Below are 16341 nucleotides of genomic sequence, written 5' to 3'. Positions count from 1 at the left end.
GGTCACGACGGTGATCGTGTTGTGGCTGCCTGCGATCCTGCAAGCCTGACCTCTGCCCCGCGTTGCGATGACGGCGCTGCCGCCTGTGCGCCGTCTGCCCCCTGCACGCGCACCTGCCGGCCCGTCTGGGCCGGCCTTTTTCATGCGGCGGCGTTCCTGATCGCCTCCAGCGTGGCATCCCAGGCCAGCATGATCGACGCATGGCGATTGGGATAATCGCGCGCGGGCAGCAGCGCCTCGAGTTCGGCAAAGGGTGCGGGCGGCGGGTCGCCCGCCTGGGTCAGCATGGCGTACAGGGCCTGCCGTGCACTGGCAATCTCGTCCCCCGTGCGTCCGATGACCGCTTGCCCGAGAACCGAGGCCGACGCCTGGCCCAGGGCGCAGGCCCGCACCTCTTGCCCGAAATCGGCCACCTTGCCCTCTTTCATCACGACATAGGCCGTGATCGACGATCCGCATTGCGGCGAACGGCGCATGGCCTTGCCATCATGGACCGGCAGGCTGCCCAGATGGGGGATCGTGGTGGTCAGGCCCAATATCCTGCGGGAATAAAGCTGCATCAGATCGCTGTCGGCCATCGCTCTTTCCCGCATTGGTTCCTGCCTCTAGATAGGAAGGCCATCACGGAAAGGAAACCCGATGTTCGATCCCGCCAGTCTGCGTTTCGACGGCCACGGCCTGATACCTGCCATTGCGCAGGATGCCGACAACGGCGAGGTTCTGATGCTGGCCTGGATGAATGAGGAAAGCATCGTCCGAACCCTGCGCAGTGGCCGTGCGACCTATTGGTCCCGATCCCGCCAGGCGTTCTGGACCAAGGGCGAAAGTTCGGGCCATGTGCAGGAGCTGGTGGAGTTGCGTCTGGATTGCGACCGCGACTGTCTGTTGCTGCTGGTGCGCCAGACCGGGCCGGCCTGTCACACCAATCGGCGAAGCTGTTTCTATACGGCGGTGCGCGACGGAACCGAAACCGAGATCATGGCCCCGGCCCTTTAAAGTCCGACCATCGCCCGGATGTCCTGCGGGCCGGCGCCTGTTTCGCGGTAATGACGGAGCGCGCGGGCATTGTCCCGCTTGGCCAGGCGCATCCCGGCGGTGTCGCGGATCAGGCGGTGATGGTGATAAAGGGGGGTGGGCAGGTTCAGAAGTTTCTGGAGCAGAACGTGGATAGGGGTCGAATCGAACAGGTCCTTTCCCCGGCTGACCAGCGTCACGCCTTGGGCCGCGTCGTCCACCACCACCGCCAGATGATAGGACGTTCCCATGCCGCGCCGCGACAGGATCACATCGCCAATGCCCGCCAGGAACTGGTCCCGCGTCAGGACATGATCATGGCCGGGAAGGATGGCAGCATCGCGAAACGCCACCTGATCGATGCCAAGCGCATCGAACGCCCCGGCCACGTCCAGCCGAATCACGTCATCGGCGCCCGCATCCGACAGGGGGCGGCCCCGGCAGGTGCCGGGATAGATCAGCCCGTCGGGTCCGGCGGGCAGGGCGCCCTCTTGCGGGGCCGACAGCGCGGCCCGGATATCGCCGCGCCGGCAGCGGCAGGGATAGGTCAGGGGCGCCAGCCGGGCCAAGGCCGCGCGATAGGCCGCCATGCGCCCGGATTGCCGCAGGATCGGTCGCTGCCAGTCCAGCCCCAGCCAGGCCAGGTCTTCCTGAATGGCCTCTTCGTATTCGGTGCGGCAGCGGTCGCGGTCGATATCCTCGATCCGCAACAGGAATTGCCCGGGGCTGGCAAGATCGTGCGCCAGAATGGCGGAATAGGCATGGCCCAGATGCAGCAATCCCGTGGGCGAGGGCGCAAAGCGGGTCCGGGTTATTGCGCAGCCAGCCATGCGGAAAAGTCGTCCTTGGCGCGCTGCGTATAGGCAGGATAGCGGTCCTTGCGGCCCTTGCGCCCTCCGCGTGCCTCGTCCAGCGGGGGGAACAGGCCAAAGTTCACGTTCATCGGCTGAAAGGTCCTGGCCTCGGCCCCGCCGGTGATGTGGTTGACCAGCGCGCCCATGGCCGTTGTAGGCGGCGGGGACGGCACATCGGCGCCCTTTGCCTGGGCCGCCGCCATCCGGCCCGCCAGAAGGCCCATCGCGGCGCTTTCGACATAGCCTTCGACCCCCGTGACCTGGCCCGCAAAGCGCAGATTTGGACGCTGGCGCAGCCGCATCCGGTTGTCCAGCAGCGTGGGAGAATTCAGGAATGAATTCCTGTGGATGCCCCCAAGACGCGCGAAACTGGCGTTTTCAAGGCCGGGTATCGTGCGAAACACCTGGGTCTGGGCGCCGTATTTCATCTTGGTCTGGAAGCCCACGATATTGTACAGCGTGCCCAAAGCGTTATCACGACGCAGTTGAACCACGGCATAGGATTTTTCATCGGGCTTGTGGGCATTCGTCAGCCCGACCGGCTTCATCGGCCCATGGCGCAGCGTTTCGCGCCCCCGTTCCGCCATGACTTCGATTGGCAGGCATCCGTCGAAATAGCCTGCTGTCTCGCCCTCGTGGAATTCGGTCTTGTCAGCAGCCAGAAGCGCGTCGATGAAGGCCTCGTATTGCGCGCGGTTCATCGGGCAGTTGATATAGGCGCGCTGTTCTGCCTCGGTCTCGCCTTTGTCATAGCGGCTTTGTTCCCAGGCCACCGACATGTCGATGGTTTCTGCATGCACGATGGGGGCTATGGCGTCGAAAAAGGCCAGCGCCTCGGTTCCTGTCACCCTGCGGATTGCCTGGGCCAGCATGTCCGAGGTCAGCGGCCCGGTCGCGATGATCCAATTCCCCGTCGTGGGCAGTTCGGTGATCTCTTCCGGAACGATCCGGATCAGGGGTTCAGCCTGCAGTGCCTGGGTCACAGCGGCGGAAAAGGCATCGCGGTCCACCGCCAGGGCCCCGCCGGCGGGCAGCTTGTGACGGTCGGCCATGGCCATGATCAGACCGCTGGCGGCGCGCATTTCCCAATGCAGTTGGCCCACGGCGTTCATCACGTCGTCGTCAGACCGGAAGCTGTTGGAACAGACCATTTCCGCGCAGTCGCCAGTCTTGTGGGCAAAGGTGCCCTTGGCCGGCCGCATCTCGTGCAGCACCACCGGGACCCCTGCGCGGGCGATCTGCCATGCGGCCTCGGACCCGGCAAGGCCTGCGCCGACGATATGGACTGGTTCCATGGGACCTCCTGCAACGGGGCTAGCAAAGCGGCCAGGAAATGAAAAGGGCGGCGCCAGCGGCACCGCCCGTGTTCAGGCCAGAGTGTTCAGGCCAGATCCGTCGGATCACTCCTCGGCTGCGGCCTCGGCAGGTTCATCGTCCCCACCCGAACGCAGGGCGGACGGCGCGGCGATGTTGGCGATCACGAAGTTCCGGTCGATGGTCGGCTTGGCGCCTTCGGGCAGCACGACATCGTTGATGTGGATCGTATCGCCCACGTTCAGACCTTCCAGATCGACGGTGATGTGATCGGGAATGTCACCCGCCGTCACCATCAACTCGACCTCGGGGCGCACCGTCACCAGCGTGCCGCCGCGCTTGAGGCCGGGACACTGCTCGTGGTTGATGAAGTCCACGTGGATGAACAGGTTCACCTTGGACGTGCGGCGCAGGCGCATGAAGTCGATGTGGATCGGCAGATCCTTGACCACGTCCTTTTGCACGCCGCGACAGATGACGCGCACGTCTTCCTGTCCTTCGACCTTGAGGTTGAACAGCGTGGACATGAACCGGCCAGCGCGCAATTGGGTCAGCAGCTTGTTGAAGTCGAACTGGACGTTCACCGGATCCTTGTGGTCTCCGTAAACGACACCCGGCACCTTGCCGTCGCGGCGAGCTTGGCGGGCGGCCCCCTTGCCTGACCCCGCGCGCGGCTCGGCCACCAGATCAGGGATCTCTTTGGCCATGATATGTTTTCCTAACCTTGTTGATTTCGCCATCCTCCAAGGGTGCATGGCGACAGGTCGCGGCCTATACGGCAACAGGCGCGGCTTGTGAAGCCCCCATCGGGGCCGCTATCTCGTATTCATCCAGAAAGCCGCGCGGGATCATCACGTTCTGCGGGCCGATGGCCTTGATGTCGCGTTCGCCGCACAATGCCATGCTGATGTCCAGCTCCTTGCGGATAATCTCCAATGCCTTGGTCACGCCAGCCTCGCCCATGGCGCCCAGACCGTGAAGCCACGCGCGTCCGATCCAGGTCGAATGGGCGCCAAGCGCCAGAGCCTTCAGAACGTCCTGACCCGACCGGATGCCGCCGTCCATGTGAACCTCGACCCTGTCGCCGATGGCCTTGACGATATGCGGCAACATGCGGATCGACGACAGCGCGCCGTCAAGCTGCCGTCCGCCGTGGTTCGACACGATGATTGCATCGGCGCCAAAATCCGCCGCGATCCGCGCGTCGTCGGGATCCAGGATTCCCTTGAGGATCAGCTTACCGCCCCACATGTCCCGAATGCGGGCGATCTTGTCCCAGTCCAGCCGTTCGTCGAACTGCTCGGCCGTCCAGCTCATCAGCGACGATGTGTCTCCGACACCCTTGGCATGGCCGACGATGTTGCCAAAGAAACGCCGCTTGGTCCGCAGCATCCCCATGCCCCACCGCCAGCGGGTCGCCAGATCCAGCATGGTCGGCAGCGTCATCTTGGGCGGAGCCGACAGGCCGTTCTTCAGATCCTTGTGCCTCTGGCCCAGAATTTGCAGATCCAGCGTCAGCACCAAGGCGCTGCATCGGGCCTTTTTCGCCCGCTCGATGATGGCGGCCAGGAAATCCTGATCCTTCATCACATAAAGCTGAAACATGAAGGGTTTGGTCACATGCTGGGCCACATCTTCGATCGAACATATCGACATGGTGGACAGACAGAACGGGACGCCGAATTTCTCGGCGGCGCGGGCGGCATGGATTTCCCCGTCGGCGTGCTGCATCCCCGTCAGACCGACCGGCGCAAGGGCCACGGGCATGGCTGTGGGCAGTCCCACCATGTCCGAAGCAAGGCTGCGGTTTGACATGTCCACCGCCACCTTTTGCCGCAGCTTCAGCCGGGCGAAGTCGGTGGTGTTCTCGCGAAAGGTCTGTTCGGTATAGCTGCCCGACTCGGCATAATCATAGAACATTCTTGGCGTGCGGGCGCGGTGCATCCGCTTGAGATCGTCGATGGAGGTAATGACGGGCATGGGACTCACTGCGGGTTGGTCAAAATTTTTTACCAAGATTGGCTGGCCGGGGCAATCTGTTCCGTCACTGCATCCGGGCCAGGGTTTCGGGTTCGATCACGGGACCGCGGAGGGCGTCGGCCCTTTGCCGCAACGCATCGGCACGCGCGGCGGTATCCGCCCTGACGGCACCCGGCGCGGTGGCGGCCGGCGCGTGATCGGGAAGAACAGGCTCTGCCAGGATCACGTCGGTCGGCAGCAATCGCGGATAATCGTCCCCCTCGGACTGGCAACCGGGCGGCACCAGAAGGCAAAGGATCAGGATCGGACCGGGTTTCATGGGCCGACACTAGGGACGTGCATGGCCCGAGGCAACGGGCTTTCCGGGAACCGGCCGGCGCAGTAAGAAGGCCGCATGGCCCGCACCCAAGGTTCCCGCGCCGACATCACCGGCCCCCTGATCCGCGACGAAGCCCTGCGGCTGTTTGCGCGCCAGGGCTATGCCGCCGTGTCCATGCGACAGATCGCTTCGGCCGTGGGGGTGCAGGCGGGCGCGCTTTATGCCTATACGCCTGACAAGCAGGCCCTGCTGCTGGATCTGCTGGAAAGCCACATGCAGGAACTGCTGGCGGCGTGGAAGGACATCCCCGGCGACCCGCTGGCGCGGCTGGAACGTTTCGTGCGCTTTCACATCGACACCAGCCTGGACCATCCGGATGCGGTGTTCCTGTCCTATATGGAGCTGCGCAACCTGACGCCCGAGAATTTCGCCCGCATCGCCGACCTGCGCAACCGCTATGAGGCCAGGCTGTCGGCGATCCTGCGGGATGGGGTGGCGGCGGGCATGATGCAGATCGACGACGTCAAGCTGACCACCCTGGCGCTGATCGCGATGCTGACCGGCGTGACCAACTGGTATCGAGAGGGCGGGCGGCTGGACCGGCGCCGGATCGGCGAGATCTACTGGGGTCTGGTGCGGGGCGCCGTCAGGGCCGTGTGACGGATCGCTTGCCGCCGGATGGCCCAGCCCCGATAATCCCCGCCATGAGTCTTCCCCCCGGCTTTCTTGACGAGATTCGCAACCGTGTCCCGATCAGCCGCGTGATCGGGCGCAAGGTCGTATGGGATCTGCGCAAGTCGAACCAGGCGCGGGGCGACTGGTGGGCGCCATGCCCGTTTCATCAGGAAAAATCGGCCAGCTTTCACTGCGACGACCAGAAGGGATTCTATTACTGTTTCGGCTGCCACGCCAAGGGCGACGCCATCGGCTTTCTGCGCGAGGCCGAGGGGATGGAATTCATCGACGCGGTCAAGCTGCTGGCGGCCGAGGCCGGGCTTCAGATGCCCGAACCGGACCCTCGGGTCAGGGAACGGACCGACCGGCGCACCCGGCTGCTGGAGGTGACCGAGGCGGCCTGCCGCTGGTTTCGCTTGCAGTTGCAGACCGCGCCTGCCGCCGAGGCCCGCGATTACCTGAAACGGCGCGGTCTGGACCGCGAGGCCGAGGATCGGTTCGAACTGGGCTTTGCGCCCGACAGCCGCACCGCGCTGATGCAGGCATTGCGCGACAAGGGTTTCGACGATGCGCTGATCGTCGAATCGGGGATGGCGGCGCGGCCCGATGGCGGCGGGACGCCCTATGACCGGTTCCGGGGGCGCATCATGTTCCCGATCCGGGACGGGCAGGGCCGCTGCATCGGCTTCGGCGGCCGGGCGATGGACCCCGATGCGCGGGCCAAATACCTCAACAGCCCGGAAACGCCGCTGTTCGACAAGGGCCGGAATCTCTACAACCTCGGGCCGGCGCGGGCGGCGGTGGCCAGGGGTCAGCCGCTGATCGTGGCCGAGGGATACATGGATGTGATCGCCCTCGATCGCGCGGGCTTCACCGGCGCGGTGGCCCCGCTGGGCACGGCAATCACGCCCGAGCAGTTGGGGCTGATGTGGCGCGTCTCGCCCGAGCCGGTGATCGCCCTGGATGGCGATGCGGCCGGACAGCGCGCGGCGCAGCGTTTGATCGATCTGGCGCTGCCCATGACGGGTCCGGTGCAGGCCCTGCGTTTCGTCATGCTGCCAGCCGGGCAGGATCCCGACGATCTGATACGGGCGGCCGGACCCGGGGCCATGCGTGCCCTTCTGGACGCGGCGCGCCCCTTGGTCGATCTGCTCTGGCTGCGGGAAACCGAAGGGCATGTTTTTGACAGTCCCGAACGCCGTGCGGCCTTGGACAAGCGTCTTCGCGATGCCATTGGCCGCATTCCCGACGAATCGACCCGTGCCCATTATGCCCAGGAACTGCGCCGCAAGCGGCAGGATCTGTTCGGCGGATCATCGGGACGCGATCTGCGCCAAGGACGGATGGGAGGCGGCCGCACCAGGACGGTCCGTGAACGTCGGCTGGCGCCCCCGGTGGCCCCGGTTCCGGCAAATGCACAGGCTGCCGATTCGCTCCTGGAAGGGGCGATCCTGCTGATCTGCGCCCTTCATCCCGCCCTGGTGTCCGAGGCCGAGACCAGGCTGGAACGCCTTGGCCCCCGTGACCCCGACCGCGCAGCCCTGTTGTTCGATCTGTTGACCAATCGCGACAGCGCGGCAGGCCGACGCGGTCTTGAAACCTTGCGCGCCGATCCCAATCTGGTCCCGATGCAGGTGGAACAAAAAACGGTCGGAGAGGCGGGGGCGTATCTGCGCGAGGTGCTGGATCGCCTGGAAGCCAAAAGAATCTTCGACCGCGAGGTTCCCCGCGCCGAGACGGATCTGGACGGCGAGGCGGACGAAGGATTGACCTGGCGGTTCCGTCAGCTTGGCCAGGCGCGTCATCGGATCGAGCGTTTCGACGACAACGACACCAAGGATCTCGGAGAGGATCAGACCGAATTGTCCCGACAGTTGTCCGAGTTCCTTTCCAACCATATCTGGCGCAAGCCGCCGCGACGCTGAGGTTTTGGGACCCGATTTCACGACAAAGCGAATCGGTCGCCCCGCCTCCTCTTTGATTCGCGCGATCGGCGCGATAAAGCTGAAGTTCCATTCACTGATTCGGCCGTGCCCGCGAATCACCGTTGAATAAAGGAAGCCCTGGATGGCCGCCAAGGACGACGATCACGACAAGTCCGACAAGGACGACAACGCCCATTCCCTGGACATGAGCCAGGCGGCCGTCAAGCGCATGATCGCCGAGGCGCGCGAGCGGGGCTATATCACCTATGACCAGTTGAACGCGGCCTTGCCGCCCGAACATGCCTCGTCCGAACAGATCGAGGATGTCATGTCCATGCTGTCCGAAATGGGCATCAATGTGATCGAGGACGAGGACGGGGCCGAGGAAACCGAGGGCGGCGCCGTCGCGGTGGTGGGATCGGGTTCGCGCGAGGTGGCGGTTTCGACCTCGGAAACCGAAAAGCTGGACCGCACCGACGATCCTGTCCGCATGTATCTGCGCGAGATGGGCAGCGTCGAGCTGTTGTCGCGCGAGGGCGAGATCGCCATCGCCAAGCGGATCGAGGCCGGGCGCAACACCATGATCGCCGGGCTTTGCGAAAGCCCGCTGACCTTCAAGGCCATCACCATGTGGCGCGAGGAGCTTCTGGCCGAAGACATTCTGTTGCGGGATGTGATCGACCTGGAAACGACCTTCGGTCAGTCGCTGGACGACGAGGAGGAGGGCGAGGACGTCCTGTCCGACGACACCGTCCAGTCGGACGCATCCCAGACGCGCGAGGAACTGGACGCTGACGGCAATCCGATGCGTGCCGACGATGAAGAGGACGATGACGACGGAACCAACCTTTCGCTGGCCGCGATGGAAGCCAGCCTCAAGCCCAAGGTTCTGGAAACGCTGGAACTGATCGCCCACGACTACGAATCGCTGGCGGCCATGCAGGACCAGCGCATGTCGGCCACCCTGAACGAGGACAACAGCTTTTCCGCCAAGGCGGAAACCGACTATCAAGTTCTGCGCAGTCGCATCGTGGGCCTGGTGAACGAGCTGCACTTGAACAGCAGCCGGATCGAGGCCCTGGTCGATCAGCTTTACGGCATCAACCGCCGGATCGTGACCATCGACAGCGGCATGGTGAAACTGGCCGACGCGGCCCGGATCAATCGCCGCGAATTCATCGACGCCTATCGCGGGACGGAACTGGACCCGACCTGGGTGGATCGCATGGCCCAACAGTCGGGTCGCGGCTGGCAGGCGCTGTTCGAACGGTCCCGCGACAAGGTCGAGGAGCTGCGCAACGACATGGCCAAGCTGGGCCAGTATGTCGGCGTGGACATCGAGGAATTCCGCCGCATCGTCGCCCAGGTCCAGCGCGGCGAGAAAGAGGCGCGTCAGGCCAAGAAGGAGATGGTCGAGGCCAACCTGCGCCTGGTCATCTCGATCGCCAAGAAATATACCAACCGGGGCCTGCAATTCCTTGATCTGATCCAGGAAGGCAACATCGGCCTGATGAAGGCCGTGGACAAGTTCGAATACCGCCGCGGCTACAAGTTCTCGACCTATGCGACCTGGTGGATCCGACAGGCGATCACGCGATCCATCGCCGATCAGGCCCGCACGATCCGCATCCCGGTGCACATGATCGAGACGATCAACAAGCTGGTTCGCACCGGCCGCCAGATGCTGCACGAGATCGGCCGCGAACCGACCCCCGAGGAACTGGCCGAAAAGCTGCAGATGCCGCTGGAAAAGGTCCGCAAGGTGATGAAGATCGCCAAGGAGCCGATTTCCCTGGAAACCCCGATCGGGGACGAGGAGGACAGCCAGCTTGGCGATTTCATCGAGGACAAGAATGCCGTCCTGCCGCTGGACAGCGCCATTCAGGAAAACCTCAAGGAAACCACGACCCGTGTTCTGGCCAGCCTGACCCCGCGCGAGGAACGGGTGCTGCGGATGCGGTTCGGCATCGGCATGAATACCGACCACACCCTTGAGGAGGTGGGCCAGCAGTTCAGCGTGACCCGCGAACGCATCCGCCAGATCGAGGCCAAGGCCCTGCGAAAGCTGAAGCACCCCTCGCGCAGCCGCAAGCTGCGGTCCTTCCTGGATCAATGATGAAGGGGCCGCCAGGGGGCGGCCTTTTCGTTGCGGGGGCGGCCCGGTGTCGTTGCGTCTTGCAATCCAGGGGTAAATCGTGAACGCTGGACGTGTATCGCCAAAGGTGCCTTCATGTCCGCCGACATCCTCTTGATCGCCGCCTGCGTTTTTCTGGCAGCCCTGGTTCTGCTGCTTCTGATGCAGCGCAAGGGCGAAGGATCGGGGCGTGACAATGCCCGGACGGCCGAACTGGAACAAAGGCTGGCGGAACAGGCCGCGGCCCTTGACACTCACCGCCTGAACGCAGGCCGGCTTGATGCGCGGGTGGAACACCTCTCGGCCCGGTTGGCCGAGGTGGTGGACGAGCGGGACGCGCTGTCGGATGCCTTGCAGGCCGAGCGTCGGAATGCCGCGCGGATCGAAGGCGATCTGGCGCAGGCTCGTCTGGCGGCCGACAAGGATCTGGCAGCCGAGCGCCGCGAGATCGCCCGCCTGAACGCGGTGCAGGACGACCTGCATCAGGCGATGTCCCGGCTGACCGCCGACCGTCAGGCCCTGGACGAGGCGCTGCAGGCCGAACGACAGACCATCGCGGGCCTGGAACGGGACCTGGCTGAGACCCGCCTGACGGCGCAGAAGGATCTGGAATCCGCGCGGCGCGACATTGCCATGCTCAAGGAACTGCGCGAGGAGATGACGGGTCAGTTCAAATTGCTGGCCAATGAGACGCTGAAGACCCAGGGCGCCGAGATGCAGCGGGCGCATGGCGATCAGTTGAACGCCATGCTGACCCCCTTTCGCGATCAGGTCCATCGGTTTCAGAGCGAATTGCAGGCCCGCAACAAGGCCACCGACGAGGAACGCGCCCGCCTGCGCGAACAGATCGAAGGGCTCTACCGCCGGTCCGAGGCCATTTCCAGGGAAGCGGTGAACCTGACCCGCGCCCTGAAGGGCGACAGCCAGAAGCGTGGCGCCTGGGGCGAGATGATCCTGGAACGCATCCTCGAGGATTCGGGTTTGCTGGCCGGGACGCATTACGTCACGCAGGCCAGCCATCGCGACCAGGAAGGCAGGATCTGGCGACCCGATGTCATCATCAAGATGCCGCAGAAAAAGGTGCTGGTGGTGGACAGCAAGGTTTCCCTGGTCGCCTACGAAGAGGCCGTGTGCGCCGAAGATCCGGCACTCTGCGATCTGGCCCTGCGTCGTCATGTGGCGTCGATCCGCACCCATATCGCCCAGCTTGCCGGCAAGGGCTATCATATCCTGGACGAAGGGTCGGTCGATTACGTCCTGATGTTCATCCCGGTCGAGGGCGCCTTTTCCGAGGCGCTGCGGGTCGATCCCGACCTGACCCGCCATGCCATCGAAAATCGTGTGGGCATTGCAACGCCCACCACGTTGATGCTGACCCTGCGCACCGTGGATCATATCTGGACGGTCGAGCGCCGGGAATCGAATGCCGCCGCCATCGCCAGTCGCGCCGGTCATCTTTACGACAAGCTGCACGGCTTCGTTGCTGCGATGGACGAGGTGGGCCTCGCTCTGGACAAGGCGCAGCAAAGCCATGCGACCGCCCTTGACCGACTGAAACGGGGACCGGGCAACGTGATCCGCCAGGCCGAGATGCTGCGCCAGCTTGGCGCGCGCAACCAGAAACGGCTGTCCGTCGATCACGACGGGGGGGACGACCTTCCCCTGCTGGACAGTGCCGAGCCTGCCGAATGATTGCCAGCCTGACGATCGACACCCATGGCCCCGCCTGCCACGACATCACCGGGCGGGTGGCCGACTGGCTGCGCAAGGTTGGCGCGGGCGATGGGGTGGTGACACTGATGGTGCGCCATACCTCGTGTTCGCTGCTGATTCAGGAAAATGCCGATCCCGATGTGCAGACCGATCTGCTGGGCTGGCTGGACCGTATCGCTCCGCCGGCAGACGACCCCGCGATGGCCTGGCTGCGCCATCGTGACGAAGGGCCGGACGACATGCCCGCGCATCTCAAGGCGGCGATCCTGCCGGTAAGCCTGCACGTTCCGGTGGCATCTGGACGCATGATGCTGGGAACCTGGCAAGGAATTTTTCTGGTGGAACATCGCCGCGCGCCGCACAGCCGGCAGGTGGTCCTGGCCTTTCAGCCCGTTTGGCAGACACCCGGATAATCCGACCCGCGCAAACATCTTGTGGCTTCACGATTACGCTACCCAAGACGTGCCCGGTTTCCTATAGTTGCGGTATCCCGGCGGACAAAGGGGACAACCGGATGCGCTGCCCGTTTTGTGGAAACATCGATACGCAGGTCAAGGATTCCCGTCCAGCCGAGGATAACGTCGCCATTCGGCGCCGCCGGTTCTGTGCCGCTTGCGGGGGACGATTTACCACCTATGAACGGGTGCAACTGCGCGACCTGGTGGTCGTCAAGTCCAGCGGCCGGCGCGAGGATTTCGACCGCGACAAGCTGGCCCGCTCGATCCGCATCGCCATGCAGAAACGCCCGGTCGAACCCGAGCGGATCGAACAGATGATCAGCGGCATCGTGCGCCGCCTGGAAAGCACGGGCGAAACCGATATTCCGTCCAAGATGATCGGCGAGATCGTCATGGAATCCCTGTCGCGCATCGACAACGTGGCCTATGTCCGCTTTGCCAGCGTTTACAAGAACTTTCAGGACGCCAACGATTTCGACAAGTTCGTGTCCGAGCTGCGTCCCGGTGCGACCGCGGACTGACGTGACCCAGGACGACGATCTGCGCCACATGAACCACGCGCTGCGTCTGGCGCGCCGGGGCCTGGGAAATGCCTGGCCCAATCCAGCCGTAGGCTGCGTGATCCTGCGGGACGAGCGGATCGTGGGGCGCGGCTGGACCCAGCCCGGGGGCAGGCCCCATGCAGAACGCATGGCCCTGGATCAGGCGGGGATGCTTGCCCGGGGGGCAACGGCCTATGTCACGCTCGAGCCCTGCGCCCATCACGGCCGCACGTCCCCTTGCGCCGAGGCTCTGGTAAAGGCCGGTATTGCCAGGGTCGTGTCCGCGATGACCGACCCGGACCCCCGCGTCGCCGGACGAGGGCATCAAATCCTGCGCGATGCCGGGATCGCCGTGACTGAGGATGTGGGTCAGGATCAGGCGCGCCAGATGCAGGCCGGGTTCCTGTCGCGGATCCGGCGCGGGCGCCCCTTCCTGACGCTGAAGCTGGCCGGCAGCTTCGATGGCCGGATCGCCACCGCCCAGGGAGAAAGCCAGTGGATCACCGGTCCCGCCGCACGTCTGCATGTCCATGCCATGCGTCTGGCCCATGATGCCGTCATGGTGGGGGGGCGGACGGCGCGGGCCGACCGGCCTTCGCTGAACGTCAGGGGGTTCGCCACGCCGCGCCAGCCGGTGCGGATCATCCTCACCTCGGGGCCCGTGCCGGACCTGCCGCCCGAGGGGCCGTCGCATGGCCCGTTGTGGGTCGTCGATGCCCCTGTGGCCGAGGCCATGGATCAGCTTGCGGAACGGGGTATCACGCGGGTCTTTTGCGAAGGGGGCGGGGTTCTGGCTGCATCGCTGCTGCAAGCCGGGCTTGTGGATCAGGTCATCGGCTATACGGCGGGGGTGGTGCTGGGCGCCGACGGACTGCCTTCGGTCGGGGGGATGTCCTTTCCCCGCCTGGCCGATGCGCCGCGTTTCAGACTGCTGGAAACCCGCCGGGTCGGCCCCGACCTGTTTCACCGCTGGGGCAGGCTATCGGCGACATAGACGTTTATTCCACGGGTTGCAGAACCGTCACCCCGGTTGCCGCTGCGCGCGCAAGCTGCGGGTCCAGCGACATGCCGATGTACTCGCCCCGGCGCCACAATTCGGCCAGATCGTCGTAATGACGCGACAGCGGATGTCCCGACTGTCCGGTTGACAGGATAAAGACCGAACTGTCTGGATCGGCCAGATCATAGACGCCGCGATAGCCGGGGCCGGTCCGCGCCTGGAAGGGTTCGGCCCCCGCCGCCATCATCCCCGTGTGGGAAACCGAGAAAGCCCCCCCAGACAAGGGCTGCGACAGGTTCACGATCCAGCCAAGCACCGCCATCCGGCCCAGCCCCGGATGGACCTGATAGGCCTGATGGGCGTCGCCCCACCGCCAACTGGCGACATCGGCGCCAAATCGCTGCGTCAGGTCCAGGATGGCCCGGTCCAGCGCCTGCCGGGCGATGGTGGTGCAATCCTCGACCGGGGCGCTTTGCACGATGTCGCACCAGACCCCCGCGCTGTTCCGGTTGCGAAAGACCGCATCGACAAAGCCGGGCTGGAGGGTGCGGATGTCATCGGCCAAGGGGCCGAGTTCGTCGCGGATCAGCCGATCCTGAAGCGCCGCCATCCAGGCGGAATGGATCAGCGGCTCGGGCAGATGCTCGCTCATGGCGCCGTCCCATTCGGCCAGCAGGTTCAGCACGTCCTGGCGCTGGCGTTCGGGCGTGCCAGAGGCGGCGGGTTCGCCCGTGAACCACAGGTCGGCCCCGACAAGCGGCAAAAGACTGCGCGCGGCAGGGCTGACGATATCCAGTTGCGCGGCGACAAAGCTGTCCCGGGAATGAACCTCGCGGTCGCCCAGCAGCCAGCCCAGGCGGCTGCGGCGCAACCCCAGGGGGCTTCGCTCTTCGGTGGCGAACGCGATTCCGTCGGGGGTGGGATTGTCGATGACCGCCGACAACTGGCCGCTCCATTCGCCTTGGGGCAGCCAGCCGGGAACGGGCATGGCCCCGCCCGTCGGATGATCGGATGCCCGTTGAGGGGCCGCGCCCACGGTGATCTGCCGGATGCCGTCCTCATCGGCCAAGGCAACCGCCATCGGCGGGGCAACGACGCGGCCAAGGGCGGTCGCCGCGCTGCCCGTATCGGCCGCCCGCATCATGCCGATCAGGGCCGACATTGTCGTATCGCTGGTGGACAGGCCCGTCCAGCGAAGCGCCGGCACATGTCCCCTGGGCGTGGCGTCGGCCAGTCCTGGGTCCAGCAAGGGCACGATGGGACCGTTGCGGCTGCCGCGCAGGGTCACGGTGCGGGCGGGTTCGTCCAGGATGCGGATGGTTTCGCGCCGGGTGGCGAAATCCGTCCAGCCATCGGGGCCGCGATACCGGTCTACCCGGCCCGGCTCGATCTCCTCGATGGCGATGTCGGCATCATCCATCGGCGCCGGGGCGATCCCCCATGCCAACTGCGGATTGCGGCCCGAAAAGATCACCGGCATCCCCGGAATGGTGGCACCGATCACCCCGCCTGATGTCAGTTCCAGCCGGGCGAGATAGTAAAGCGAGGGCGCCACAAGCGGCGCCTGCGGGTCGCTGGCAAGCAAGGCCCCGCCCGCCGCCGTGCGGCCGGCCTCGGCAGCGAAGACATTGCCGCCAAGTCCGCCATTCGGGCGCAGCATCTGGGTGACGTCGCGGTCCGGCGTTGGGTCCAGGCGGGCTTCCACAGGGGCAAACCGCGCGCCGGGAAACAGGTCGGCATAGCGGGGCAGGGCAGCGGCGGGGGCCGTTTCCGCCAGCAGGTCGGTCCCCCGTTCGGGCCATGTCAGCGACAGGCGGGCGCGCAGCACCTCGTCCGCCACCGCATTGCTGGTGGACGCCGCGAGCAGCTTGAGAATGGCCAGCGAATCGGCGGGCTGCCAATAAGCGATATCCTGGGGCAGGACAAAGAATTCCGGCGCCCCGCGGCCCATGGCCCTGGCGTTGACCTGGCCGATCCATTCGTTGACCCCCCGGGCATAGGCGGTCAGCGCCGCCTGGGTCGCCTGGTCCTGTGCCTCGACCGATGCGGCGGCGGTCCTGTACAGTTCCAGCCGCCGGGCCAGATCGTCGGCGGCCAGGGCACCTGCGCCATACACCTCGGACAGGCGGCCTTGCGCCGCACGGCGCAGCAGCGTCATCTGGAACAGCCGGTCCTGTGCGTGGACCAGGCCCAGGGCAAAAAACACGTCTTCGTCCGTCTGGCCAAACACATGGGGGACATTTTCGGTGCTGCGGACGATTTCCACCGGCGCCGAGATGCCCGGCACGCGCAGTGTGGCGTTGTAATCGGGCAGCGACCGGACCGCGAAATACCAGGCCAGGATCAGGGCCGCCACCAGCATCAGGATCAGCCCGATGGTCAGCCGCAGCAGCCAGCGGAACAGGATCAGCAT

15 protein-coding genes are annotated in these 16341 nt (G+C 65.3%); 8 read left to right on the top strand and 7 right to left on the bottom strand.

The window, feature by feature from the left end:
• Nucleotides 1-140 precede the first annotated feature (140 nt).
• Nucleotides 141-578 (bottom strand): iron-sulfur cluster assembly scaffold protein, encoded by a 438-nt coding sequence (locus EYE42_RS01200; protein WP_130989482.1) that lies wholly within the window; start codon nucleotides 576-578, stop codon nucleotides 141-143.
• Nucleotides 579-639: 61 nt separating this feature from the next.
• On the opposite strand from EYE42_RS01200, the gene hisI reads away from it, so the two are divergent.
• Complete coding sequence (gene hisI / locus EYE42_RS01195) at nucleotides 640-996, top strand: phosphoribosyl-AMP cyclohydrolase (protein WP_130989481.1); 357 nt, start codon at nucleotides 640-642, stop codon at nucleotides 994-996.
• Here the strand turns inward: hisI and gluQRS are convergent.
• The 5 genes from gluQRS to EYE42_RS01170 form a co-directional block, all read right to left on the bottom strand.
• The gene (gene gluQRS / locus EYE42_RS01190) at nucleotides 993-1844 is read right to left on the bottom strand and encodes a tRNA glutamyl-Q(34) synthetase GluQRS (protein ID WP_130989480.1); all 852 of its coding nucleotides are present in this window, start codon (nucleotides 1842-1844) and stop codon (nucleotides 993-995) included. The genes hisI and gluQRS overlap by 4 nt on opposite strands.
• A complete protein-coding gene (gene trmFO / locus EYE42_RS01185; RefSeq protein ID WP_130989479.1) occupies nucleotides 1826-3163 on the bottom strand; it encodes a methylenetetrahydrofolate--tRNA-(uracil(54)-C(5))-methyltransferase (FADH(2)-oxidizing) TrmFO in 1338 nt (445 codons plus the stop codon). The genes gluQRS and trmFO overlap by 19 nt, the downstream gene beginning before the upstream one ends.
• Nucleotides 3164-3268: 105 nt before the next feature.
• Complete coding sequence (locus EYE42_RS01180; protein ID WP_130989478.1) at nucleotides 3269-3889, bottom strand: 50S ribosomal protein L25/general stress protein Ctc; 621 nt, start codon at nucleotides 3887-3889, stop codon at nucleotides 3269-3271.
• A 64-nt stretch (nucleotides 3890-3953) separates the two neighbouring features.
• On the bottom strand, nucleotides 3954-5162 hold the full coding sequence (locus EYE42_RS01175; RefSeq protein ID WP_130989477.1) for an alpha-hydroxy acid oxidase: 1209 nt from the start codon (nucleotides 5160-5162) through the stop codon (nucleotides 3954-3956).
• Nucleotides 5163-5226: 64 nt separating this feature from the next.
• A complete protein-coding gene (locus EYE42_RS01170) occupies nucleotides 5227-5481 on the bottom strand; it encodes a hypothetical protein (protein ID WP_130989476.1) in 255 nt (84 codons plus the stop codon).
• A 75-nt stretch (nucleotides 5482-5556) separates the two neighbouring features.
• Here EYE42_RS01170 and EYE42_RS01165 point away from each other — a divergent pair, with 75 nt between their 5' ends.
• The 7 genes from EYE42_RS01165 (at nucleotide 5557) to ribD (ending at nucleotide 13922) form a co-directional block, all read left to right on the top strand.
• Complete coding sequence (locus EYE42_RS01165) at nucleotides 5557-6141, top strand: TetR/AcrR family transcriptional regulator (protein WP_130989475.1); 585 nt, start codon at nucleotides 5557-5559, stop codon at nucleotides 6139-6141.
• A gap of 44 nt (nucleotides 6142-6185) precedes the next feature.
• Nucleotides 6186-8081 carry a DNA primase gene (dnaG, locus tag EYE42_RS01160; protein ID WP_130989474.1) on the top strand — a complete coding sequence of 632 codons (1896 nt, stop codon included), beginning with the start codon at nucleotides 6186-6188 and terminating at the stop codon, nucleotides 8079-8081.
• Between the two features lie 142 nt (nucleotides 8082-8223).
• Complete coding sequence (gene rpoD / locus EYE42_RS01155) at nucleotides 8224-10197, top strand: RNA polymerase sigma factor RpoD (protein ID WP_130989473.1); 1974 nt, start codon at nucleotides 8224-8226, stop codon at nucleotides 10195-10197.
• Nucleotides 10198-10311: 114 nt separating this feature from the next.
• Nucleotides 10312-11907 carry a DNA recombination protein RmuC gene (locus EYE42_RS01150; RefSeq protein ID WP_246020540.1) on the top strand — a complete coding sequence of 532 codons (1596 nt, stop codon included), beginning with the start codon at nucleotides 10312-10314 and terminating at the stop codon, nucleotides 11905-11907.
• Nucleotides 11904-12341, top strand: a complete 438-nt coding sequence (locus EYE42_RS01145) for a secondary thiamine-phosphate synthase enzyme YjbQ (RefSeq protein WP_130989472.1) — start codon at nucleotides 11904-11906, stop codon at nucleotides 12339-12341. The genes EYE42_RS01150 and EYE42_RS01145 overlap by 4 nt, the downstream gene beginning before the upstream one ends.
• Before the next feature lie 101 nt (nucleotides 12342-12442).
• The gene (nrdR, locus tag EYE42_RS01140) at nucleotides 12443-12907 is read left to right on the top strand and encodes a transcriptional regulator NrdR (RefSeq protein ID WP_130989471.1); all 465 of its coding nucleotides are present in this window, start codon (nucleotides 12443-12445) and stop codon (nucleotides 12905-12907) included.
• 1 nt (nucleotide 12908) lies between these two features.
• The gene (ribD, locus tag EYE42_RS01135) at nucleotides 12909-13922 is read left to right on the top strand and encodes a bifunctional diaminohydroxyphosphoribosylaminopyrimidine deaminase/5-amino-6-(5-phosphoribosylamino)uracil reductase RibD (protein ID WP_342772684.1); all 1014 of its coding nucleotides are present in this window, start codon (nucleotides 12909-12911) and stop codon (nucleotides 13920-13922) included.
• 4 nt (nucleotides 13923-13926) lie between these two features.
• Here the strand turns inward: ribD and EYE42_RS01130 are convergent, their stop codons facing one another.
• The gene (locus EYE42_RS01130) at nucleotides 13927-16341 is read right to left on the bottom strand and encodes a penicillin acylase family protein (protein WP_130989470.1); all 2415 of its coding nucleotides are present in this window, start codon (nucleotides 16339-16341) and stop codon (nucleotides 13927-13929) included.

It is taken from the genome of Paracoccus subflavus (assembly GCF_004310345.1).
GTDB lineage: Bacteria > Pseudomonadota > Alphaproteobacteria > Rhodobacterales > Rhodobacteraceae > Paracoccus > Paracoccus subflavus.
The sequence above is the reverse complement of the archived record's forward strand: the minus strand, read 5'-3'. Positions and strand labels throughout refer to the sequence as shown.